The 15,805-nt window shown below is 70.6% G+C and carries 13 protein-coding genes, 1 tRNA gene and 1 pseudogene; 4 read left to right on the top strand and 11 right to left on the bottom strand.

What is annotated here, in order from left to right; translation table 11 throughout:
* Window positions 1-42: 42 nt before the first annotated feature.
* From ACSU6M_RS12635 to ACSU6M_RS12620, 4 genes are all read right to left on the bottom strand, one after another.
* The gene (locus ACSU6M_RS12635) at window positions 43-1,479 is read right to left on the bottom strand and encodes a GH1 family beta-glucosidase (protein ID WP_437069631.1); all 1,437 of its coding nucleotides are present in this window, start codon (window positions 1,477-1,479) and stop codon (window positions 43-45) included.
* A gap of 170 nt (window positions 1,480-1,649) precedes the next feature.
* Window positions 1,650-2,537, bottom strand: coding sequence for a carbohydrate ABC transporter permease (locus tag ACSU6M_RS12630; RefSeq protein ID WP_437069630.1), 888 nt, complete (start codon window positions 2,535-2,537; stop codon window positions 1,650-1,652).
* Window positions 2,538-2,549: 12 nt separating this feature from the next.
* Window positions 2,550-3,566, bottom strand: a complete 1,017-nt coding sequence (locus ACSU6M_RS12625; RefSeq protein WP_437069628.1) for a carbohydrate ABC transporter permease — start codon at window positions 3,564-3,566, stop codon at window positions 2,550-2,552.
* A 5-nt stretch (window positions 3,567-3,571) separates the two neighbouring features.
* Window positions 3,572-4,891, bottom strand: a complete 1,320-nt coding sequence (locus tag ACSU6M_RS12620) for an ABC transporter substrate-binding protein (RefSeq protein ID WP_437069626.1) — start codon at window positions 4,889-4,891, stop codon at window positions 3,572-3,574.
* Between the two features lie 439 nt (window positions 4,892-5,330).
* On the opposite strand from ACSU6M_RS12620, the gene ACSU6M_RS12615 reads away from it, so the two are divergent.
* On the top strand, window positions 5,331-6,386 hold the full coding sequence (locus tag ACSU6M_RS12615) for a LacI family DNA-binding transcriptional regulator (RefSeq protein ID WP_437069624.1): 1,056 nt from the start codon (window positions 5,331-5,333) through the stop codon (window positions 6,384-6,386).
* A 132-nt stretch (window positions 6,387-6,518) separates the two neighbouring features.
* On the opposite strand, the gene ACSU6M_RS12610 is transcribed toward ACSU6M_RS12615, so the two are convergent.
* The 4 genes from ACSU6M_RS12610 to ACSU6M_RS12595 all read right to left on the bottom strand — a co-directional run bounded on the left by ACSU6M_RS12610 (window position 6,519) and on the right by ACSU6M_RS12595 (window position 9,359).
* Window positions 6,519-6,591 (bottom strand) — tRNA-His (locus ACSU6M_RS12610).
* 96 nt (window positions 6,592-6,687) lie between these two features.
* Window positions 6,688-7,290, bottom strand: a complete 603-nt coding sequence (gene orn, locus ACSU6M_RS12605; protein WP_437069622.1) for an oligoribonuclease — start codon at window positions 7,288-7,290, stop codon at window positions 6,688-6,690.
* Between the two features lie 205 nt (window positions 7,291-7,495).
* Entirely contained in the window at window positions 7,496-8,713 is a 1,218-nt protein-coding gene (locus ACSU6M_RS12600; protein WP_437069621.1) for a helix-turn-helix domain-containing protein, read from the bottom strand.
* A 379-nt stretch (window positions 8,714-9,092) separates the two neighbouring features.
* Window positions 9,093-9,359: a hypothetical protein gene (locus ACSU6M_RS12595; protein WP_437069619.1), complete on the bottom strand. Its 267-nt coding sequence runs from the start codon at window positions 9,357-9,359 to the stop codon at window positions 9,093-9,095.
* A 294-nt stretch (window positions 9,360-9,653) separates the two neighbouring features.
* On the opposite strand from ACSU6M_RS12595, the gene ACSU6M_RS12590 reads away from it, so the two are divergent.
* Entirely contained in the window at window positions 9,654-10,181 is a 528-nt protein-coding gene (locus ACSU6M_RS12590; RefSeq protein ID WP_437069617.1) for a universal stress protein, read from the top strand.
* Window positions 10,182-10,332: 151 nt separating this feature from the next.
* Window positions 10,333-10,890, top strand: coding sequence for a GPR1/FUN34/YaaH family transporter (locus ACSU6M_RS12585; RefSeq protein WP_437069615.1), 558 nt, complete (start codon window positions 10,333-10,335; stop codon window positions 10,888-10,890).
* Window positions 10,891-11,036: 146 nt separating this feature from the next.
* Here ACSU6M_RS12585 and glmS read toward each other — a convergent pair.
* The 3 genes and pseudogenes from glmS to ACSU6M_RS12570 form a co-directional block, all read right to left on the bottom strand.
* Window positions 11,037-12,853, bottom strand: a pseudogene (gene glmS / locus ACSU6M_RS12580) (glutamine--fructose-6-phosphate transaminase (isomerizing)).
* A 12-nt stretch (window positions 12,854-12,865) separates the two neighbouring features.
* Window positions 12,866-13,123 carry a hypothetical protein gene (locus tag ACSU6M_RS12575; RefSeq protein ID WP_437069613.1) on the bottom strand — a complete coding sequence of 86 codons (258 nt, stop codon included), beginning with the start codon at window positions 13,121-13,123 and terminating at the stop codon, window positions 12,866-12,868.
* A gap of 85 nt (window positions 13,124-13,208) precedes the next feature.
* Window positions 13,209-14,084 (bottom strand): DUF4429 domain-containing protein, encoded by an 876-nt coding sequence (locus ACSU6M_RS12570; RefSeq protein WP_437069611.1) that lies wholly within the window; start codon window positions 14,082-14,084, stop codon window positions 13,209-13,211.
* A 93-nt stretch (window positions 14,085-14,177) separates the two neighbouring features.
* Here ACSU6M_RS12570 and ACSU6M_RS12565 point away from each other — a divergent pair, with 93 nt between their 5' ends.
* Window positions 14,178-15,755, top strand: a complete 1,578-nt coding sequence (locus tag ACSU6M_RS12565; RefSeq protein WP_437069609.1) for a beta-N-acetylhexosaminidase — start codon at window positions 14,178-14,180, stop codon at window positions 15,753-15,755.
* The last annotated feature ends 50 nt before the right edge of the window (window positions 15,756-15,805 follow it).

The raw sequence follows: 15,805 nt of genomic DNA, 5'->3' as shown, positions 1-15,805 counted from the left end.
GGCGCGGCACCCTCCCCCCGGAGGGTGCCGCGCCCGCCGCCGTCAGACCGACTCCACCTCCGGCAGCACCCCGGTCCGCGCCGCCCGCCCGTACCAGTGGGCGCTCGACTTCGGGATGCGGGCCAGGGTCGCGTAGTCCACGTACACCGCGCCGAAGCGCTTGCTGTAGCCGTAGGACCACTCGAAGTTGTCCATGAGGGACCAGAGGTAGTAGCCGCGCACATCGGCGCCGTCCGTGATGGCACGGCGGACGGCCGCGAGGTGGCCGTGGAGGTAGGCGATGCGCTCGGGGTCGTGGACGCGGCCGTCGGGGTCGGGCTTGTCGTCGTAGGCCGCGCCGTTCTCGGTGATGTAGAGCGGCACGCCCGGCGCCTCGCGGGAGAAGCGCATGATCAGGTCGTGCAGGCCGGTCGGGTCGATGGTCCAGCCCATCTCCGTGCGCTCGCCCGGCGTCTGGTGGAAGGCCACGTCCTCCGAGCCCGGCCAGGGGGAGCTGTCGCTGGCGCCGTGACCGTCGGCGCGCGGGCCCTTGGGGGCGCGCTCGGCGGCCGAGACGAGGGCCGGCGTGTAGTAGTTGATGCCGAGCGCGTCCAGCGGCTGGTGGGCGGTGCGCACGTCACCGTCCCGGACGAAGGACCAGTCCGTGACCGACGCGGTCGCCGACAGCAGCGACTCGGGGTAGGCGCCGTGCAGCATCGGGCCGTGGAAGACGCCGTTGGCCAGATCGTCGATGCGGCGCACGGCCGCCAGGTCCGCGGGGTCCTGCGAGAAGGGGCGCACCACCGAGGAGTTGAGGCTGACGGCCACGGCGTTGCGGGCCGGCATCACCGAGCGCAGGGCGGTGGCCCCGAGCCCGTGCGCGAGGTTGAGGTGGTGCGCGGCGCGCAGCGCGGCGGCGCCGTCGGTGCGGCCGGGGGCGTGCACGCCGGAGCCGTAGCCCAGGAAGGCGGAGCACCAGGGCTCGTTGAGCGTGATCCACTGCTCCACCCGGTCGCCGAGCGCCTCGCCGACGATCTGCGCGTACTCGGCGAACCGGTACGCGGTGTCCCGCACCGGCCAGCCGCCCGCGTCCTCCAGCTCCTGCGGCAGATCCCAGTGGTAGAGGGTGAGGGCCGGCTTGATGCCCTTGTCCAGGAGCTCGTCGACCAGCGCACGGTAGAAGTCCAGGCCCCGCTGGACCGCCGGCCCCCGCCCGGTGGGCTGCACCCGGGACCAGGAGACGGAGAAGCGGTACGCGTTCAGACCCAGCTCGGCCATCAGCGCCACGTCGTCGCGGAAGCGGTGGTAGTGGTCGACGGCGATGTCGCCGTTGTCGCCGCCGGCCGTCTTGCCGGGCGTATGACTGAAGGTGTCCCAGATCGAGGGCGTGCGGCCGTCCTCCCGCACCGCGCCCTCGATCTGGTACGCGGAGGTGGCCGCGCCCCAGAGGAAGGCGGGCGGGAAGGTCACCGGGGTCGCCGGCGGAACGGGCTCAGGCATGGAAGCGCTCCCATCGGTGGTCGTGAAGACCTGTGAGAAAGAGAGAAGAGGAGAGGAGGAGAGGGGGGAGGACGGAGGGGACCGGGGCGGCGGTGGCCCGGCCCCCGAGGGGCCCCGTGGCGGTCGCGGACGGACCGCCCGACGGAACGGCGGCGAAGCGGCGCCGGGCGTCAGCCCTTCACCGCGCCCTGCATGATGCCGCCCACGATCTGCTTGCCGAAGATCGCGAAGACCAGCAGCAGCGGCAGCGTGCCCAGCAGCGCGCCCGCCATGATCAGTGACTGGTCGGGCGTGTAGCCCCGGCCGAGGCCCGCCACCGCGACCTGCACGGTCGGATTGCCGGTCTGGGTGAGCACCAGGAACGGCCACAGGAAGTCGTTCCAGGTCTGCACGAACATCAGCATGCCGAGGACCGCCATCGCGGGGCGGGCCGCCGGGAACACCACGTGCCAGATCACCCGCCAGCTGCTGGCGCCGTCCACCCGGGCGGCCTCGATGATCTCGTCCGGCAGCGCCTGGAGCAGGTACTGCCGCATGAAGAACACCCCGAACGCGCTCACCAGCGACGGGAAGATCACCGCCTGGAGCTGGTCGGTCCAGTCCAGCTTGGCGACCATCATGTACAGCGGGATCACGCTCAGCTGCGGCGGCACCATCATCGTGCCGATCACGATGAGCATCAGCGCGTTGCGGCCCTTGAACCGCAGCTTGGCGAAGGCGAACCCGGCGATCGTCGACAGGAACACGATGGTCGCCGCCGAGATCCCCGCCACGATCGTGGTGTTGAGGAATGCCTCGCCGAGGTTGGCGTCGGTCCAGGCCAGCTCCAGGTTGTCGAAGAGGTTGGAGCCGAACCAGAACGGCGGCGGGGTCTGGGCCAGCCGGTTGTTGTCACGGGACGCGGCGATCGCCGTCCACACCAGCGGCAGCAGCGAGACGATCGTGAACAGCGCGAGGATGACGTAGGCGAGGGGCCCGGCGTGCAGCGTGCCGCCCGCCCGCGCGGACCGCGGCCCGCGCTTACGGGACTTGGGCGGCGGGGTCAGTGTCGTCGTCACGGCCGGTTCTCCTTAACTACTGGCGCGCAGCCGGCGCGAGATGACGTAGTTGACGATCCCGATCACGATGAGGATCAGGAACATCGTCCAGGCGATGGCGGAGGCGCGGCCCAGGTGCTGGTTCACCCAGCCCTGCTCGTACAGGTACAGGCCGAGCGTCTGGAACTGGTGCTGACTGCCGCCCGAGGCGCCCTTGTTGGCGTCGAACAGCAGCGGCTCGCCGAACAGCTGCGAGGCGCCGATCGTCGACACCACGACCGTGAACAGGATCGTGGGCCGCAGCGAGGGCAGGGTGACGTGCAGGAACTGCTTCCAGCGGCTGGCGCCGTCCAGCGCCGCCGACTCGTACAGATCCTGCGGGATGGCCTGCATCGCCGCCAGGTAGATCAGCGCGTTGTAGCCGGTCCAGCGCCAGATGACGATCGTGGACACCGCGATCTGCGAGGGCCACTTGTCGTTCTGCCAGTCGATGTTGTCGATGCCGACGGTCCCCAGCGCCCAGTTGATCATGCCGTAGTCGCGGCCGAAGAGCAGCACGAAGACCAGCGAGGCGGCGGCGATCGAGGTGGCGTACGGGGCCAGCATCACGACCCGGTAGAAGGTCGAGGCGCGCAGCTTGTAGTTGAGGATGTGGGCGATGCCCATGGCCATCAGCAGCTGCGGGACGGTGGAGATGATGCCGATGGTCAGGGTGTTCTTCGCCGCGTTCCAGAAGAAGTCGTCGTCGAAGATCCGGGTGTAGTTGCGCAGGCCCACCCAGTCCATGTCCGTCGGCGCGGTCAGCTCCACCTGGTGCAGCGAGGCCCAGCCGGTGTACGCCAGCGGGAACAGGCCGAAGGCCAGGAAGAGCAGGAAGAACGGCGAGACGAAGACATACGGGCTCCAGCGCATGTCCCGCTGCCAGCGCCGGGACAGCTTGTCCCTGCGGCGCCGCTCCTGCTCGGTCGCCGGGCCGGGCTGCGGGCGGCCCGGGGCCGCGCCCCCCTCGGTGGAGGGGGACGCGGCGGCGGTGTCGTGCCCCGTGCTCATACGGGTCACTGGTCCAGGTTGTTGTCGATGGTCTTCACGGCCGTCTCCCATGCCTCCTTGGGCGACTTGCCCTGGGCGACGAGGATCACGCCGTTGTCGGTCAGGCCCTGCTGGATGATCTGGTCCTTCGGGCCGATCACCTGGACCGGGCTGTTCTTCGCGGCCTCGGCGAAGATCGTGCCGATCGGGGCGTCACCGGTCATGTCGTTCTTGGCGCCGGTGACCTCGGGGGTGGTGTACGCGCTCGGGGTGCTGGGGAAGCTGCCCTGCACGGCGAACAGCTTGGCCTGCTGCTCGGGAGCGGTCAGCCAGGCGGCGAGCTTGGCGGCCTCCTCGGTGTTCTTGCCGGACTTGGGCACGGTGAGGAAGGAGCCGCCCCAGTTGCCGGACTTGGGCGCCTGGGCGACGTCCCACTTGCCCTTGGCCTCCGGCTTGGACTTGCCCTTGATGTAGCCGAGCATCCACGGCGGGCAGGACATCGCCGCGAACTTGCCGTTGGCGATCGTCGTGTCCCAGGCGGGCTGGAACTGCGTCTGGTTGCCGACCAGTCCGTCCTCGGCGGCCTGCGCGGTGAGGTCGAACGCCGCCTTCACGGCCGGGTTGGTCTTGTAGATGACCTCGCCGGAGGCGTCGTAGAACTTCTCCTTCTCACTGCTGAGGATCGCGTTGATCAGACCGCCGGGGGAGTCCATGAAGGTGGTGCCCTCGGGCGCCTTCTTCTGGTAGTCGCGGCCGACCTCGACGAACTTCTTCCAGTCGCCCGCCCACAGCTTGCCGACCTCCTCGCGGTCGGTGGGCAGACCGGCGGCCTTGAACAGGTCGGTGCGGTAGCAGATGGCCATCGGGCCGACGTCGGTGCCGAGACCCACGGTCTGGCCGTCCTGGGTGGTGGCCTGCTGCCACTTCCACTCCAGGTAGTCGCTCTTCTTGCCGTACTTCGACAGGTCGAGCAGCTTCGAGGACTGGGTCTGGACGATCTCGGCGATGTTGCCGACCTCGACGCCCTGGATGTCCATCAGACCGCTGTTGGTGGTGAGGTGGTTGACGAGCGCGGGATAGTAGTTCTCGTTCCGCTCGACCACGTTCTCCTTGATCGTGATGTCCGGGTTGAGCTTCATGTACTCGTCGTAGAGGCCGGCCTCCTTGAAGCCGAACGTGCCGAAGAGCCCCAGCGTGATGGTGGTCTTGCCCTTGCCGCCGCCGTCCGACCCGCCCGACCCGTTGTCGTCGCCGTCGTCGGCACAGCCTGCCAGCAGGCCGGCTCCCAGCGACGCGACAGCCGCGAGGGCGACCGCCCTGCGTCGGGTACCGATACGTGCTCGCATTGCGTCCTCCTGTTGCCCTGACGTGCCGACCCCCCGGCCGAAAAAGTGATGCTCGGGCCCATCTGCTCTCGTTGCGGCTCGGGCGGGGAACGTGCGGGATATGTATGACCCAGGTAGTGTGGGAGCGCTCCCATCGGTGATGTGTTGAAGGTTCGTGGGTTCGGGCGAGGGTGTCAAGGGAGCGGACGGGGTCAGATGCGTTCGGTTATCGGGCTGTTAACTGGAACGGCGACGTCCGGACCGGCGGACCGCACGCGTGCGGGCGGCGACCGGAATCAGTCGCCTGGGCGCCCGCGCAAGCCGCGGAAGGTCCCCGCGGCAGCCGGAAAACGGCGCCCCGCGCCCCGGCGGGGCACGGAAGCGGAATCCGGGGCGGTGGCGCTGTCGGACAGGGCTGTTAGATTCCTGGCCGACGTGATGTGACGGGAGGGCGGACCCCATGGCAAGCCACGGAGCACGAGGCCGCAGCGGCGGCAGGCCGACCCTCGAAGAGGTCGCCGCGCGGGCCGGAGTGGGCCGGGGCACGGTCTCGCGGGTGATCAACGGCTCGCCCCGGGTCAGCGACGCGACCCGCGCGGCGGTCGAGGCGGCGGTCGCGGAACTGGGGTACGTCCCGAACACGGCGGCCCGCGCGCTCGCGGCCAACCGCACCGACGCCATCGCCCTGGTGGTGCCCGAGCCGGAGACCCGGTTCTTCGCCGAGCCGTACTTCTCGGACATCGTCAAGGGCGTCGGCGCCGAGCTGTCCGACACCGAGATGCAGCTGCTGCTGATCTTCGCGGGCAGCGACCGGGAGCGGCGCCGGCTCGCCCAGTACCTGGCCGCGCACCGGGTGGACGGCGTCCTGCTGGTCTCGGTGCACGCCGACGACCCGCTGCCGGACCTGCTCTCCCAGCTGGAGATACCCGCGGTGATCAGCGGCCCCAGGTCGGCCGCGGAGACGCTGACCTCCGTCGACTCCGACAACTACGGCGGGGCCCGCTCGGCCGTGGAGCACCTGCTCTCGCGCGGCCGGCGCCGCATCGCGCACATCACCGGCCGCCTGGACGTCTACGGCGCCCAGCGCCGCGTCGACGGCTACCGGGCCGCCCTCGCCGAGGCGGGCCACGACGTGGACGAGAGTCTGATCGAACCGGGTGACTTCAGCGAGGACGGCGGTGTGCGCGCCATGACGGCGCTGCTGGACCGCCACCCCGACCTGGACGCGGTGTTCGCCGCGTCCGACGTGACGGCGGCGGGCGCCCGGCAGGTGCTGCGGGCGGCGGGCCGCCGGATACCGGACGACGTGGCGCTGGTCGGCTACGACGACTCGGCCATCGCCCGCCACATGGAGCCGCCCCTGACCAGCGTCCGGCAGCCCATCGAGGAGATGGGCCGCCGCATGATCGACCTGCTGCTCGCCGAGATCGCCGACCGGCGCCCGGCGGCCTCCCGCGGGCTGGAGCGCCGCCAGGTGGTCCTGCCGGCAAAACTGGTGGCGCGGGCGTCCTCCTGAGCCGGGGGCGGTGCGCTCCGCGGGGGTGGGGGCCGGGCCCTTCAGGGCCGGGCCGCGCCGTGACGCCGGGCCGGGTCCTGGAAACGCATCAGGCGGTGACCTTCTCGCGAAGGTCACCGCCTGATGACTCAGGGTGAGTGACGGGACTCGAACCCGCGGCATCCTGGACCACAACCAGGTGCTCTACCAGCTGAGCTACACCCACCATGACCGGTGGTCCGAGGAGTGTTCTCCCCGACCGGCCGAGAAGAAGTCTACAGGGTCCGAAGGGGTGCTCGCGCACAGGTTTTCGCGCGGGCTCCTACGAGGCCGGAAGGACGTGCTTGGCGGCGATGGCCTTGGCGGTCTCGGAGTCCGGGCCGGGCTCGGGGACGAAGATGGCCTCGCGGTAGTAGCGCAGCTCGGCGATCGACTCGCGGATGTCGGCGAGGGCGCGGTGGTTGCCGTTCTTCTCCGGGCTGTTGAAGTAGGCCCTCGGGTACCAGCGGCGGGCCAGCTCCTTGACGGAGGAGACGTCCACGATCCGGTAGTGGAGGTAGTCCTCCAGCGTCGGCATGTCCCGCAGCAGGAACCCGCGGTCGGTGCCGACGGAGTTGCCGCACAGCGGGGCCTTGCCGGGCTCCTTCACGTGTTCGCGGACGTACGCCAGGACCTGCTCCTCGGCGTCCCGCAGCGTCGTGCCGTCCGCCAGCTCGGCGAGCAGCCCGGACGCGGTGTGCATCTGACGCACCACCTCCGGCATCGTCTCCAGGGCGGAGTCCGGCGGACGGATGACGATGTCCACACCCTCGCCGAGCACGTTCAGCTCGGAGTCGGTGACGAGGGCGGCCACCTCGATGAGCGCGTCGTCGGACAGCGAGAGGCCGGTCATCTCGCAGTCGATCCACACCATGCGGTCGTTCATGTGTCTCACCTTACGGGGGAGGGGGTTCCGCTGAGGAGTGGCGGCGGGGCGGGGGTGTGTGGAGGGTGGCGCCTACGCGCAGGTGAACCGCCCGGCCCGCGGCCGGCGTCCGCTCCGGGCCCCGCGGCCGGCGCCCGCTCCCGGGGCCCCGTACGGCGAACCGCCCGGCGGCCAGGGGTTGCCTGGTGCCGGGCGGTGGGGTGGGTCAGATGCCGGTGCGCTGGCCCGGAAGGCTGGCCAGGGGGACCGCTCCCGCGGTGGCGGTGCGGCGGGCCTGGATCGGGACCGGGCCGTCCGGGTGCAGCACGGTCGGCGGACCCTGCGGCGGGGCGAGCGAACCCGACGCGCCGGTCGGCGTGGGCGTCGGCCCCGTCGTGCCCTCGCCGCTGTCCGTCCGCTCGCTCTGCGGCCTGCGCGCCCGGTAGGCCGCACGGTACGCGGCCGGGGACGACCCGAGCTGCCGGCGGAAGTGCCCGCGCAGGGCCACGGGGGAGCGGAAGCCGCAGCGGCCCGCCACCTCGTCCACCGAGTAGTCGGACGTCTCCAGCAGGCGCTGGGCCTGAAGGACCCGCTGAGTGATCAGCCACTGCAGCGGGGCCGAGCCCGTCAGCGAGCGGAAGCGGCGGTCGAACGTACGGCGGGACATGTAGGCCCGCGCCGCCAGCGTCTCCACGTCGAACTGCTCGTGGAGGTGCTCCAGCGCCCAGGCGACGACCTCGGCGAGCGGGTCGGCGCCGATCTCCTCCGGTAAAGACCGATCGAGATAGCGCTCCTGGCCGCCCGAACGGCGCGGTGGGACCACCAGCCGCCGGGCCAGCGCGCCCGCCGCCTCGTTGCCGTGGTCCGTGCGCACGATGTGGAGGCAGAGGTCGATCCCCGCGGCCGTACCGGCCGACGTCAGCACATCGCCGTCGTCGACGAACAGCTCTCTGGGATCGACGTGCACCGACGGATAGCGCTTGGCCAGCGTCGGCGCGTACATCCAGTGGGTGGTCGCGGGACGGCCGTCCAGCAGGCCGGCAGCCGCGAGCACGAACGCCCCGGTGCACAGCCCCACGATGCGGGCTCCCTCTTCGTGCGCCCGGCGCAGCGCGTCGAGCGCCTCCGCCGGTGGCGGGGAGGTGATCGACCGCCAGGCCGGCACGACGACGGTGCCCGCCCGTGAGATCGCCTCCAGGCCATGCGGTGCGCTGAGTTCCAGGCCCCCCGTGGTCCGCAGCGGACCGTCCTCGCCCGCGCACACCAGCAGTCGGTAGCGCGGTACGCCGGCGTCCTGGCGGTCGATCCCGAACACCGACAGCGGAATGGAACTCTCGAAGATGGGGCCGCCGCTGAACAGCAGCACCGCGACGATCTCCTTGCGGCGTCGCCCGGAGAGTTTCCGGGCCGCGGTGTCCGGCGCGGCAGTGGAGTCGTGGCTCATACTGCTAAGCCCCCCTCGGTGATCGCGGCTCCTCGGTTGTGTCGCTCCTGCACGTTTCCCCTCGGTCCTGCACGAGTCCCCCGCCGTAAGACAATCAAGATCGAATCTACTGCGTCACGCCATGCCTCGGTGACCAGTCTCGGCACCCGGCACATTGTCGACATGGCAACTTGGCGTAAAGCATTCGATCACGAAGGGTTGCACTCGCGAGCCGCGCAGGGAAGTGCGCCTTGTCGCGGTGGCCGATCCACGTAGGGTGCGCGGGGCGTGAGGGACCCTTTCCGCGCAGGTCGAACGGGGGTTGGGGGGTGTTCGGGAGGGGGGTTCGACAGGTTTGAGAAGTTGGCTGAAAACCGGTGGGCGAGGGTGCGAAAACCGGTCAGTCGACCGGTGATTTCTCGCCCGTTCGACGACCCGGCCGACGCGCCGCCGTGCCCTCGCGGTGGCGTTCGGACCGGCGCAGCAGCACCCGGCACACCGCGGTGACCGCCGCGAGGCCCAGGGCGCTGCCGGCGGCCCCCGCCAGTGACGTGCCGTACCCGACGAGGACCACCGGGACCAGGACACAGCTGAAGGCCGCCCAGCGGACCACCTCGGTCGAGGGCTCCGGAGCGGCGCCGTGCGGGGGTGTGGGGGACGAGGGCATCGCAGACTCCCTGGGGCGGTGGGTCACCGTGATCAACGCACGGGCGGCGGGTCGGTCACCTGTGAAATCTGCTTGAATCCTGATCGAATCGCCTGTACAGGGCAGCAACCATTGCGTTACGGGCGTCCCCTCGTGCATGCTCCCTGGAACCCCCGCGCCGGATGCGCGGGATCTGGGCTAAGGAGGCGTGCCGCCGTACCCTTGGGGGTATGGGGTTGGGAAGATGTTTCCCGGACACAGCTCCGCCGCACACTGTCGTCCCACCCACTTAAGGATCACGACGCCGAGACAGCCATGGCCGGTCACGAATTCTTCGAACCCGCGGACCGCAAGCGGCCGGTCGCCGACCCCACGGCGGCCGATCCCCTGGCGGCCGAAGAGCCACGCCATCCGTGCGACCCCGCGTTCAAGCACGGAGTGGTCGTCGGCTTCGACGGCTCGACCTCCAGCGAGCGCGCCCTCGCGTACGCCATCGGCATGGCCCACCGCTCCGGCTCGGGCCTGATCATCGTGCACGTCGCCAACCGGCTGCCGACCACCGTGTGGGCGGGCTGCGAGCCGCCCGTCTTCGTGGACGTGCCGGACCACCGCACCGAGGTGCTGGGTCTGGAGCTCGCCTGCGCGGACTACCTCGCCGAGGTGCCGTGGATCCTGGTCGAGCGCGGCGGTGACATCTGCCACGAGCTCGAAGAGGTGGGGCGCGAGTACGAGGCCGACGCGATCGTCGTCGGCTCGACCCACGGCATCGTGGGGCGCATTTTCGGCTCCGTCGCCGGGCGGCTCGCCAAGCGGGCGAAGCGGCCGGTCGTCGTCATTCCGTAACTCGCCCTTGTCCCAGGTGAGATGCGGAGTTCGTTTGCTCAACTCCCTTGGTGCGCTACGCGAATCTACTCACGCGTAGAGGTGTTTGTGCTCTTGTGAAGGGCATATATCGGTCACCGCACAACTGCACAGAGCATGAAGGGAGCCCGCCGTGGACAACGACGTCTCTGCGGGGAGCACCACCTCGATCGCCGGCCGACTCGCCCTGGGCATCACCCTGTTGGCCTTCGGCCTCGGCACCACCGGCGTGATCGACGGCGTGACGGCCGCCGACGCCGCGGCCATCGCCCACTACATCGGCGGCGTCGCGCTGTTCGTCGCCGGTCTGTTCGCCTTCCGGGACCGTGACGCGGGTACCGGCACGGCCTTCTCGGTCCTGGGTGCGCTGTGGTTCACCTGGGCCGTCACCGACGCGGGTTCCGCGAACGCGGCGGGGCTGTTCTATCTGCTGTTCGCGCTCGTCGTGCTGTCCCTGGCGGCGGCGGACGGGGATCAGCTGACCCGGGGCACGTACGGGCTGTTCCTGGTCGGGCTGGTGCTCATGGCTGTCGCCAACTTCGCCGACAGTGAGGGGCTTTCGCAGGCCGGCGGGTGGTTCGCGGTGGCCGCGGGGGCGGTTGCCTGGTACGCCGCGACTGCCGCTCTCGCCCACTGGCCGACGGTGCTTCCGAAGCGCGCTGCGGGCCGGGGGGTGACGGCCGCCGGCTAGCTGCAGCGCCGGGTGGGGCGTCGGCCCCGGCCCGCATGAGGAACGGCCCCCCGCGTGTTGGTGGCGTACGTGGGGGGCCGTTCTGTTGTCGTGCCTCTTCGGAGCGTCGTGGTTGCTCGCGCAGTTCCCCGCGCCCCTGAAAGCCTTTACTCGACCGTCACCGACTTGGCGAGGTTGCGCGGCTTGTCGATGTCCCGGCCCAGGGCCAGGGCCGTGTGGTAGGCGAGGAGCTGGAGCGGGATGCCCATGAGGATCGGGTCGAGCTCGTCCTCGTTCTTCGGGACGACGATCGTCTGGTCGGCCTTCTCCTGCTCCTGGTGGGCGACGGCCATGATCTTGCCGCTGCGGGCCTTGATCTCCTCCATGGCGGCGCGGTTCTTCTCCAGCAGGTCGTCGTCGGGGACGATCGCGACCGTGGGCAGGGCGGGCTCGATGAGGGCGAGCGGGCCGTGCTTGAGCTCGGAGGCGGGGTATGCCTCGGCGTGGATGTAGGAGACCTCCTTGAGCTTCAGGGAAGCCTCGCGGGCGACCGGGTAGCCCCGGACGCGACCGATGAAGAGCATCGAGCGGGCGTCGGCGTAACTCTTGGCCAGCTTCTCGATCTCCTCCTCCTGCTTCATGATCTCGGCGATCTGGGAGGGCAGCTTGCGCAGGCCCTCGATGATGCGCTTGCCGTCGCGGACCGAGAGGTCACGGGTGCGGCCGAGGTGCAGGGCGAGCAGGGCGAAGGAGACGCAGGTGTTGGTGAAGCACTTGGTCGACACCACGCAGACCTCGGGGCCGGCGTGCACATAGATGCCGCCGTCGGCCTCGCGGGCGATCGCCGAGCCGACGACGTTGACGATGCCGAGGACCCGGGCGCCCTTGCGCTTCAGCTCCTGGACGGCCGCGAGGACGTCGTAGGTCTCACCGGACTGCGAGACGGCGATGTACAGGGTGTCGGGGTCCACGACCGCGTTGCGGTAGCGGAACTCGGAGGCCGGCTCGGCGTCGGCGGGGATGCGGGCCAGCTCCTCGATCATCTGGGCGCCGATCATGCCCGCGTGGTACGAGGTGCCGCAGCCGAGGATCTTCACGCGGCGGATGCGGCGGGCCTCCCGGGCGTCCAGGTTCAGGCCGCCGAGGTGCACGGTGGAGAAGCGGTCGTCGATGCGGCCGCGCAGGACGCGGTCGACCGCCTCGGCCTGCTCGTGGATCTCCTTGTGCATGTAGGTGTCGTGGCCGCCCATGTCGTAGGAGGCGGCCTCCCACTCCACGGTGGTGGGCTCGGCGGTGGTGCGCGTGCCCTCGGTGGTGTAGGTGCGGAAGTCGTCGGCCTTCAGGGTGGCCATCTCGCCGTCGTCGAGGGTGACGATCTGGCGGGTGTGGGCGACGAGGGCGGCGATGTCCGAGGCGACGAACATCTCCTTCTCGCCGATGCCGAGGACGACCGGGGAGCCGTTGCGGGCGACGACGATGCGGTCGGGGAAGTCGGCGTGCATCACGGCGATGCCGTAGGTGCCCTCGATGAGGCGCAGGGTCTCGCGGACCTTGTCCTCGAGCTTCTCCGCCTGCGAGCGGGCGATGAGGTGGACCAGGACCTCGGTGTCGGTCTCGGAGAGGAACTCGACGCCGTCCGCCTCCAGCTGCGGCGCAGGTCGGAGGCGTTGTCGATGATGCCGTTGTGGACGACGGCGACCTTGCCCTCGGCGTCCAGGTGCGGGTGGGCGTTCACGTCGGACGGGGCGCCGTGGGTGGCCCAGCGGGTGTGGGCGATACCGGTCGTGCCCTTGAAGCGCGCCGGGACCTTGGCCTCCAGGTCGCGCACGCGGCCCTTGGCCTTGACCATCCTCAGGTTCGGCGTCTTCGGGGAGGAGACGACGACACCCGCCGAGTCGTAGCCGCGGTACTCCAGGCGCTGCAGGCCCTCCAGGAGCAGGGGCGCGACATCACGCTTGCCGATGTATCCGACGATTCCGCACATACAGACGTATTCCTAGCCGTAGACGATCCGGCGCAGCTGCCGGAGCGAGAGCTCCGGCGGGGCCACGGCCCGGTACTTGAGGTCCGCCTCGATCCGTTCGAAGATCTCCGCGTTCAGCAGGCCCTGGGCCTGGAGCTCGCGGTGGCGGCGACGGACGAACTCCGTGGTCGTCTCGTCGAAGTAGGCGAGCACGTCCTGGATCACCCGCAGCGCCTCGCCCCGGTTCAGGGGCGTGGTCCGTGTCAGATGATCAACAAGTTCGTCGTGCACCCGTAGATCCTGGAGGAGCGGAAAAGGTTACGCAACAATCCTGCCCGATTTCGGGCAGGCAGGCGCGAGGAGTGGGGTGATTTGGTCACATTCGCTTGAGGATCGCCTGTTTCGCCAGGGTGAACTCCTCGTCCGTCAGCACACCCTCGCGGTGCAGCTCGCCCAGCTCCCGCAGCCGCCGCAGCAGGGCGTCGTGGTCGTCCTCGGCCGGCAGCGCGGCGGGGGAGTCCGCGGGGGCGGCGGGCAGGGCGTCGACCGGGGCCGCCGGGTGCGGGAGGCGGGCCTGGACGGCGGCCGCCACCAGCGCCATCAGCGGGTCCCTCTTGAAGCCCCACAGCTCCACCGCGTGCGGGTCGTACTTCGGCGGCGCCTTGACCGGCGCATTGCGCACCGTGAAGCGCAGATGGCCGTTCTCCAGACCGGCGGCCGGCTGCCACTCCACCGCCTCGATCGCGTCGACGGGGACCAGGCGGGTGCCCGCCGACGCCTTGGCGTCCTCCGTCTTCCAGTTCCACTCCAGGCGCACCTGCTCCCCGTCGAAGGACGCCGTGCCGTCCCCGGCGGACGCCGACAGCGGGACGGCCGGGCCCGGCAGCAGATAGCGGTCCACCGGATCCGCGGGAACCTGGTCCAGCAACAGCGCGTTGCGCACCTCGTCCGTGAAGTACTCGGCGACGCCGTAGCGGTCGGGGTCGACGAGCAGCTGGTACGGGTCGTGGGGCTCGGTGAGCCGTCCCGCCGTCGCTTGCAGCAACGGATCGGCGCCGTCGCGCAGCCGCAGCCGCAGACGGCCGTTCTTCTTGCCCTGTTCGAACGATATGCCCGCCAACGCGACCAGCGGGACGACGAGTTCACCCAGTTCACGGCGGAGCAGACCGACACTCTTGTCCCGTCCGGGTGTCAGCCGCAGCGCGTCGCCGTCGAAGACCCACGTTCCGTCCCGCTGGATGATTTCCGCCATGAGGGGGATTGTTCCACCGCTCTCGCGAGAGAGTTGGTCCGTACCTGTCGGAGCTCGACGCAAGGATCTTTCGTGACAACGGAGGGATCGTTCGTGAGACAGCACCACAGAACACCGCGCCTGCTCGCCTCCCTGCTGCTCGCCACCGTCGCGGGCACCTCCGCCACCGCGGCCGCGCCCGCCGACCGGGCCACCACCGCCCCCACCCCGCTGGACCGGGTGATCCCCGCCCCCGCCTCGGTCACACCGGGCGGATCCCCGTACCGCATCACCGACCGCACCCGGATCCGGGTCACCCGGGAGGCGGTGAAGGTCGGCGAGTACCTCGGGGACCTGCTGCGTCCCTCCACCGGCTACCGCCTGCCGGTCACCACGACCGGCACCGGGGGCATCCACCTGCGCGTCGTCAAGGGCGCGTTCCCCGCGGAGGGCTACCGGCTCGACAGCGGGCCGGACCGGCTCACCATCAGCGCCTCCACCGCGTCCGGCCTCTTCCACGGCGTGCAGACCCTGCGCCAGCTGCTGCCCGCCGCCGTCGAGAAGGACTCCCCGCAGCCCGGCCGCTGGCTGGTCGCGGGCGGCACCATCACCGACGCCCCGCGCTACGGCTGGCGCGGCGCCATGCTGGACGTCTCCCGGCACTTCTTCACCGTCGGGCAGGTCAAGCGGTACATCGACCAGCTCGCCCTGTACAAGTTCAACAAGCTGCATCTGCACCTCAGCGACGACCAGGGCTGGCGCATCGCCATCGACTCCTGGCCGCGCCTGGCCACCTACGGCGGCTCCACCCAGGTCGGCGGCGGCCCCGGCGGCCACTACACCAAGGCCGACTACCGGGAGATCGTCCGCTACGCCGCCTCCCGTCACCTGGAGGTCGTCCCCGAGATCGACATGCCCGGCCACACCAACGCGGCCCTCGCCTCGTACGCCGAGCTGAACTGCGACGGTGTCGCGCCCCCGCTGTACACCGGCACGGACGTCGGCTTCAGCTCGCTGTGCGTCGGCAAGGACATCACCTACGACTTCGTGGACGACGTGATCCGCGAGGTCGCCGCGCTCACGCCGGGGCGCTATCTGCACATCGGCGGCGACGAGGCGCACTCCACGAGCCATGAGGACTATGCGCGGTTCATGGAGCGGGTGCAGCCGGTGGTGACGAAGTACGGGAAGACGGTCGTCGGCTGGCACCAGCTGACCGGGGCCACGCCGGCGAAGGGCGCGCTCGCCCAGTACTGGGGGCTGGACCGGACCAGTCCCGCGGAGAAGGAGCAGGTGGCCGCGGCCGCGCGGGCGGGGACCGGGCTGATCCTGTCTCCGGCCGACCGGGTGTACCTGGACATGAAGTACGACGCGAGCACGCCGCTGGGGCTGTCCTGGGCGGGGTACGTCGAGGTGAGGCGGTCCTACGACTGGGATCCGGCCGCCTATCTGCCGGGTGCGCCCGCGTCCGCGATCCGGGGGGTGGAGGCGCCGTTGTGGTCGGAGACGATCCAGGACTCCGGGCACATCGAGTACATGGCGTTTCCGCGGCTGCCCGGTGTCGCCGAGCTGGGGTGGTCGCCGGCCGCCACGCATGACTGGGACGGTTACAAGGTGCGGCTTGCGGCGCAGGCCGCGCGCTGGGACGCGCTCGGGATCGGTTACCACCGTTCGCCGCAGGTGCCTTGGTAGGTGCTCGACTGCTCTGACCGGCGCAAGAAGTGGGCGGGCGCCCCGCAGGA

Origin of the sequence: Streptomyces sp. enrichment culture (assembly GCF_964272895.1) — a bacterium.
Classification (GTDB): domain Bacteria; phylum Actinomycetota; class Actinomycetes; order Streptomycetales; family Streptomycetaceae; genus Streptomyces.
The sequence above is the reverse complement of the archived record's forward strand: the minus strand, read 5'-3'. Positions and strand labels throughout refer to the sequence as shown.